This window comes from Streptomyces sparsogenes (assembly GCF_001704635.1).
In the GTDB taxonomy this organism is placed as follows: Bacteria; Actinomycetota; Actinomycetes; order Streptomycetales; family Streptomycetaceae; genus Streptomyces; species Streptomyces sparsogenes.
Genome location: NZ_MAXF01000178.1, coordinates 88,378 through 94,910, shown reverse-complemented (window position 1 = coordinate 94,910; position 6,533 = coordinate 88,378). Strand labels below are relative to the sequence as shown.

The following is a 6,533-nucleotide window of genomic DNA, read 5'->3' as shown; positions in this document are numbered from 1 at the left end:
TCCGTGCCCGCCCGGCCGTCCGTGCCCGGTCCGCCGCCCCCGCCGCCGGGCCTGCCCGTGCCTGCCCGGCCGCCCGTGCCCGGTCCGCCGCCCCCGCCGCCTGGCCCGCTCGCCACGCTCGCCGTCCGGCACACCATCGGGGCGAGCCTGGCCCTCCAGGGCCGCTGGGAGGAGGCGGGCCGGACCCACCGGGAGGTCGCCGCCGAGCGGGAGCGCCTGCTGGGCCCCGACCACCCCGACACCCTCGCCAGCCGCTACGAGGCGGCATGCGCCCTGGGGCGGCTGGGCCGCCACGGTGACGCGCTCGGCGAGTACGGGCGGGTGGCGGCGGGCCGCGAGCGGGTGCTCGGGCCCGACCACCCGGACACGCTGGCCGCCCGGCAGGAGACCGCCCTGGCGCTGAGCCGCCTCGGCCGCCACGCCGAGGCCCACCGGGTCTACGCCGCCGTGCTCGCGGCCCGCGAGCGGACCATGGGCGCCGACCACCCCGACACGCTGCGCTGCCGCCACAACCTCGCCTTCAACCTGGGCCGCCTGGGGCGGCTCGAGGACTGCCACCGCATGGCCTGCGAGGTGGCCGCCGCCCGCGCCCGGGTGCTGGGCGCCGACCACCCCGACACCCTGGTCACCCGCTACGAGGTGGCGTACGCGCTCGGCCGGCTGGGCCGCTGGAGCGAGGCGCTCCGCACCTACCGTGAGGTGGCCGCCGCCCGTGCCCGGACCCTCGGCCCCGACCACCCGGACACCCTCGCGGCCCGCTACGAGGCCGGCATCAGCCTGGGCCGGCTCGGCCGCGGCGCGGAGGCCGAGGTCCTCTATCGCGCCCTCGTCGACGACCGCACCCGCGCCCAGGGCCCCACCCACCCGGAGACCCTGCGCGCCCGCCACGCCCTCGGCGTCAACCTGGGCCGCCTCGGCCGCTGGGAGGAGGCCCTGGCCGAGGCCCGCGACGTCGTCGCCCTCCGCGAGCGCGCCCTGGGCCCCGACCACCCCGACACCCTGGTCAGCCGGCGGGAGGTGGCGGTGGCCCTCGGCTGGCTCGGCGAGTGGACCGACGCCCTGGAGCTGTACCGCCAGGTCGCCCGGGCCCGCGAGCGGGTCCTGGGCGCCGACCACCCCGACACCCTCGCCAGCCGCGACGACGAGGCGCGCTGCCTGGAGCAACTGGGGCGGCACACGGAGGCCGGCGAGCTGTACCGGCGGACGGCGTCGGTGCCGCGCCGGCAGGAGTGAGACCCCGCACCCGCCGGGTCCCGCGCCGGCAGGAGTGAGCCCCCGGCCCGCCCGCCCCGCCGCGTCTGGCCCCGGGGATCACCGCGTGCTAGTCAGGAGGTATGCCTCACAGCGACGCGTACGACGCCGTCATCGTCGGCGGCGGCCACAACGGCCTGGTCGCCGCCGCCTACCTGGCCCGCGCCGGCCGCAGGGTGCTCCTCATGGAGCGGCTCGGCCACACCGGCGGCGCGGCCGTCTCCACGCGCCCCTTCGCCGGGCTCGACGCACGCCTCTCCCGTTACTCCTACCTGGTGAGTCTGCTGCCGCGGCGGATCGTGGACGACCTGGGCCTGCGCTTCTCCCTCGCCAAGCGGACCGTGTCCTCGTACACCCCCGCCGTGCGGGGCGGGCGCCCCACCGGGCTGCTGGTGGACGGCGACACGGCCCGCACCCGCGAGTCGTTCGCCCGGATCACCGGCTCGGAGCGCGAGTACGACTCCTGGCGGCGGTTCTACGGGATGACCCGGCGGGTGGCCGAGCGGGTCTTCCCCACGCTCACCGAACCGCTGCCCACCCGCGAGGCGCTGCGCGCGCGGATCGGCGACGAGACGGCCTGGCGGGCGCTGTTCGAGCGGCCCCTCGGCGAGGCCGTCGAGGCGGCGTTCGAGGACGACCTGGTCCGGGGCGTGGTCCTCACCGACGCGCTGATCGGCACCTTCAGCCACGCCCACGACCCGTCGCTGCGTCAGAACCGCTGCTTCCTCTACCACGTGATCGGCGGCGGCACCGGCGACTGGGACGTGCCGATCGGCGGCATGGGCGCGCTGACCGACGCGCTCGCGGACGCGGCCCGCGCGGCGGGCGCCCGGATCGCCACCGGCTGCGAGGTCACCGCCATCGCCACCGACGGGAAGACCGCGGAGGTGATGTTCCGCGACGCGGACGGGGAGGGCCTGGTGGCGGCCCGGCATGTGCTGGTCGGCGCCGCCCCGCGGGAGCTGGCCCGGCTGCTGGGCGACGAGCCGCCGGCCCCGCCCGCCGAGGGCGCGCAGCTCAAGGTGAACATGCTGCTGCGCCGGCTGCCCGCGCTGCGCGACCCCGACGTCGACCCGCGCGAGGCGTTCGCCGGGACCTTCCACATCGCCGAGGGGTACGGCGACCTGGAGGCCGCCTACGGCCAGGCCGCGGCGGGCAAGCCGCCGTCGCGGCCGCCCTCCGAGATCTACTGCCACTCCCTGACCGACCCGTCGATCCTGGCCCCCGAACTGGCCCGCGAGGGCTATCAGACGCTGACCCTGTTCGGGCTGCAGACCCCCGCGCGCCTCTTCGCCGGGGACCACGACACCGCGCTCGCCGCGCTCCTGGAGGCCACCCTCGAACTGCTCGACGCCCAGCTCGCCGAGCCGATCGCCGACTGCCTCGCGTACGACGCCGAGGGCATGCCCTGCATCGAGGCCAAGAGCCCGCTGGACCTGGAACGCGAGCTGCGGCTGCCCGGAGGCAACATCTTCCACCGCGAGCTGGCCTTCCCCTACGCCCAGGAGGGGACCGGCCGCTGGGGCGTGGAGACGCGCCACGCCAATGTGCTGCTGTGCGGCGCGGGCGCGGTGCGCGGCGGCGGGGTGAGCGGGATCCCGGGGCACAACGCGGCCATGGCGGTCCTGGGCCGATAGGAGGCTCTCCGCATTGCCTGGCCGCGCCCGGCCCGGATTCCCCGGCCGCGCCCGGCCCGAAACCCAAGAATCCTGACGGAGCGTCAGAAAAACTCTTCCATCGTCCGGCCCGCTGCGGCATCCTGCGGCCCATGGAGACGGGCCTGAGTAAGAAACTGGGTGTCGAGCACGCCATCTTCGGCTTCACACCGTTCCCCGCCGTCGCCGCGGCGATCACCCGGGCCGGCGGGTTCGGCGTGCTCGGCGCGGTCCGCTACGGCGCGCCGGACGAGCTGGCGCGCGACCTGGACTGGGTGCAGGCACACACCGACGGCAAGCCGTACGGCCTCGACGTCGTCATGCCCGCGAAGAAGGTCGAGGGGGTGACCGAGGCGGACATCGAGGCGATGATCCCCGAAGGACACCGCCGGTTCGTCCAGGAGACCCTCGCCAAGCACGGCGTGCCCGCACTCCCCGAGGGCGAGGCCTCGGGCTGGCGGATCACCGGCTGGCTGGAGCACGTCGCCCGCGGCCAGCTGGACGTCGCCTTCGACTATCCCGTGAAGCTCCTGGCCAACGCCCTGGGCTCACCGCCCGCCGACGTCGTCGAACGCGCCCACGACCACGGCATCCTCGTCGCCGCGCTCGCGGGCAGCGCGCGCCACGCGCTCCACCACAAGGACGCGGGTCTCGACATCGTGGTCGCCCAGGGCTACGAGGCGGGCGGCCACACCGGCGAGATCGCGTCCATGGTGCTCACCCCCGAGGTGGTCCGGGCCGTGGACCCGCTGCCCGTGCTCGCGGCCGGCGGCATCGGCAGCGGCGAGCAGATCGCCGCCGGGCTCGCGCTCGGCGCGCAGGGCGTCTGGCTCGGCTCCATCTGGCTCACCACCGACGAGGCCGCGCTCACCTCACCCGCCCTCACCCGCAAACTGCTGGCCGCCGGATCCGGCGACACCGTCCGCTCCCGCGCCCTCACCGGCAAGCCCGCCCGGCAGCTGCGCACCGAATGGACCGACGCCTGGGAGGACCCCGAGGGCCCGGACCCGCTGCCCATGCCGCTGCAGGGGCTGCTCGTGGCCGAGGCCGTCTCCCGCATCCAGAAGTACGAGGTGGAGCCGCTGCTCGGCACGCCCGTCGGCCAGATCGTCGGCCGGATGGACACCAAACGCCCGGTGCAGGCCGTCTTCGACGACCTGACCCGCGGCTTCGAGCGCGCCATCGACCGGATCAACCACATCGCCGGACGCGCCTGACACCGCCCGCCTCCCCGCCCTGCCGCCCCACCGCCACCGAACCCCGCCCGTCACGCCGCCAGAAGGAGGACCGGACCCTCATGTCCCGTACACCCAACGGCTTCTGGGCCCAGGCCGCGCTCGAACCCGACCGCACCGCCCTCATCGCCCCCGACGGCGAGGAATGGACCGCCGCCCGGCTGCACGCCGACTGCAACCGGCTCGTCGACGGGCTGCGCGCCGCGGGGCTGCGGCGGGGCGACGCCTTCGCGGTGGTGCTGCCCAACGGCGCCGAATTCTTCACGGCCGCGCTCGCCGCCACCCAGGCCGGCTTCTACCTGGTGCCCGTCAACCACCACCTCGTCGCCCCGGAGATCGCCTGGATCGTCTCCGACTCCGGCGCCAAGGTGCTGATCGCCCACGAGCGCTTCGGCCGGCAGGCCACCCTGGCCGCCGACGAGGCCGGCCTGCCCGCCACCCACCGCTACGCGGTCGGCGCCGTGGACGGCTTCCGCCCCTACGCCGAGCTGCTGGAGGGGCGCTCCGAGCGGCCCCCCGCCGACCGCGAGGTGGGCTGGGTGATGAACTACACCTCCGGCACCACCGGCCGCCCACGCGGCATCCGGCGCCCGCTGACCGGAGCCCTCCCCGAGGACGCCCACCTCGGCGGCTTCCTGCGCTTCTTCGGCATCAAGCCCCGCGACGAGGAGCCCGACAACGTCCACCTGGTCTGCTCACCGCTCTACCACACCGCGGTGCTCCAGTTCGCCTCCTCCGCCCTGCACATCGGCCACCCCCTGGTCCTCATGGACAAGTGGACGCCCGAGGAGATGCTGCGCCTCATCGACACCCACCGCTGCACCCACACCCACATGGTCCCCACCCAGTTCCACCGGCTGCTCGCGCTCCCCGAAGAGGTCAGGCGGCGCTACGACGTGTCCTCCATGCGCCACGCCATCCACGGGGCCGCACCCTGCCCCGACCACGTCAAGCGCGCGATGATCGACTGGTGGGGCGGCTGTGTCGAGGAGTACTACGCGGCCAGCGAGGGAGGCGGAGCCTTCGCCACCGCCGAGGACTGGCTCAAGAAGCCGGGGACGGTCGGCAAGCCCTGGCCGATCAGTGAACTGGCCATCTTCGACGACGAGGGCAACCGGCTCCCGGCCGGTGAACTCGGCACCGTCTACATGCGGATGAGCACCGGAGGGTTCGCCTACCACAAGGACGAGGCCAAGACCCGCAAGAACCGCATCGGCGACTTCTTCACCGTCGGCGACCTCGGCCTGCTCGACGAGGACGGCTATCTCTACCTCCGCGACCGCAAGATCGACCTGATCATCTCGGGCGGCGTCAACATCTACCCGGCCGAGATCGAGGCCGAACTGCTCACCCACCCAGCCGTCGCCGACGCCGCCGCCTTCGGCATCCCGCACGACGACTGGGGCGAGGAGGTCAAGGCGGTCGTGGAGCCCGCCCCCGGCCACGAACCGGGCCCCGAGCTGGAGCGGGCACTGCTCGCCCACTGCGAGGGCAGGCTGGCGGGATACAAGCGCCCCAAGTCCGTGGACTTCGTGACCGAGATGCCGCGGGACCCCAACGGCAAGCTCTACAAGCGGCGGCTGCGCGAGCCGTACTGGAAGGGACGTGAGCGAGCGGTGTGACGCGGGTACTCTCGCCCCTATGCACACACTTGACGCGGTCGAGGTGGACGGGGTCGAGCTGACCTACCGGGTGTGGGGCCGGCGCGAGGCGCCGCCCGTCCTGCTGCTGGCCGGACTCGGCGCGGACGGCACCGACTGGCTGGGAATCGCCCCCGAACTCGCCCGCGCCCTGCGGGTGTACGCGCTCGACCTGCGCGGTCACGGGGCCAGCGACTGGCCCGGGGACTACGCCCTGGAGCGGCTGCGCGACGATGTCGCCGGCTTTCTCGCGGCCCTCGGCCTGCCCCGCGTCTCGGTCGTCGGGCACTCCTACGGCGGGGTGGTCGGCTACCTCCTGGCCCAGCGGTACCCGGGCCTCGTCGAGCGGCTGGTGATCGAGGACGCCCCGCCGCTGGTGCCCCAGGACCCGCCGCTGGAGGTGCCCCCGCGCCCGGAGGGGCGGCTGGCCTTCGACTGGGCGGTCAAGACCCAGTTCATCGAGCAGCGCAACGAGCCCGACCCGCGGTGGGTCGAGGACATGGCGGCCATCACCGCCCCGACCCTGGTCATCGGCGGCGGCCCGGACAGCCCCATGCCCCAGGAACTGCTGGCCGACATGGCCGGGCGAATACCCGACTGCCGCCTGGTCACCATCGACGCGGGCCACCTCGTCCACGAGAAGCGCCCCGAGGAGTTCCTGGCCGTCGTCCGGCCCTTCCTGGAGGCGGGGGAGTGACCGCGCCCACCACCCGACCGCTGCGCCGCGCGCTGACCGCCGCCGCGGCCCTGGG

At 75.0% G+C, this 6,533-nt stretch carries 5 protein-coding genes; all 5 read left to right on the top strand.

Translation table 11 applies throughout. From position 1 onward, the window contains the following. Positions 1–1,233: tetratricopeptide repeat protein (locus BBH68_RS33380; protein WP_141713122.1), on the top strand; the 1,233-nt coding region annotated here is incomplete at its 5' end. A gap of 101 nt (positions 1,234–1,334) precedes the next feature. Further along, complete coding sequence (locus BBH68_RS33375) at positions 1,335–2,888, top strand: phytoene desaturase family protein (RefSeq protein ID WP_065967502.1); 1,554 nt, start codon at positions 1,335–1,337, stop codon at positions 2,886–2,888. Between the two features lie 131 nt (positions 2,889–3,019). Then, a complete protein-coding gene (locus BBH68_RS33370; protein ID WP_065967501.1) occupies positions 3,020–4,123 on the top strand; it encodes an NAD(P)H-dependent flavin oxidoreductase in 1,104 nt (367 codons plus the stop codon). Between the two features lie 80 nt (positions 4,124–4,203). Next, complete coding sequence (locus BBH68_RS33365; RefSeq protein WP_065967500.1) at positions 4,204–5,763, top strand: acyl-CoA synthetase; 1,560 nt, start codon at positions 4,204–4,206, stop codon at positions 5,761–5,763. A gap of 19 nt (positions 5,764–5,782) precedes the next feature. Then, positions 5,783–6,478: an alpha/beta fold hydrolase gene (locus BBH68_RS33360; protein ID WP_065967499.1), complete on the top strand. Its 696-nt coding sequence runs from the start codon at positions 5,783–5,785 to the stop codon at positions 6,476–6,478. Positions 6,479–6,533: the final 55 nt, after the last annotated feature.

Excerpts from the sequence above, each read along its gene's own strand:
- BBH68_RS33375 (WP_065967502.1), top strand. The coding sequence starts at position 1,335 with ATGCCTCACAGCGACGCGTACGACGCCGTCATCGTCGGCGGCGGCCAC.
- BBH68_RS33370 (WP_065967501.1), top strand. The coding sequence starts at position 3,020 with ATGGAGACGGGCCTGAGTAAGAAACTGGGTGTCGAGCACGCCATCTTC.
- BBH68_RS33365 (WP_065967500.1), top strand. The coding sequence starts at position 4,204 with ATGTCCCGTACACCCAACGGCTTCTGGGCCCAGGCCGCGCTCGAACCC.
- BBH68_RS33360 (WP_065967499.1), top strand. The coding sequence starts at position 5,783 with ATGCACACACTTGACGCGGTCGAGGTGGACGGGGTCGAGCTGACCTAC.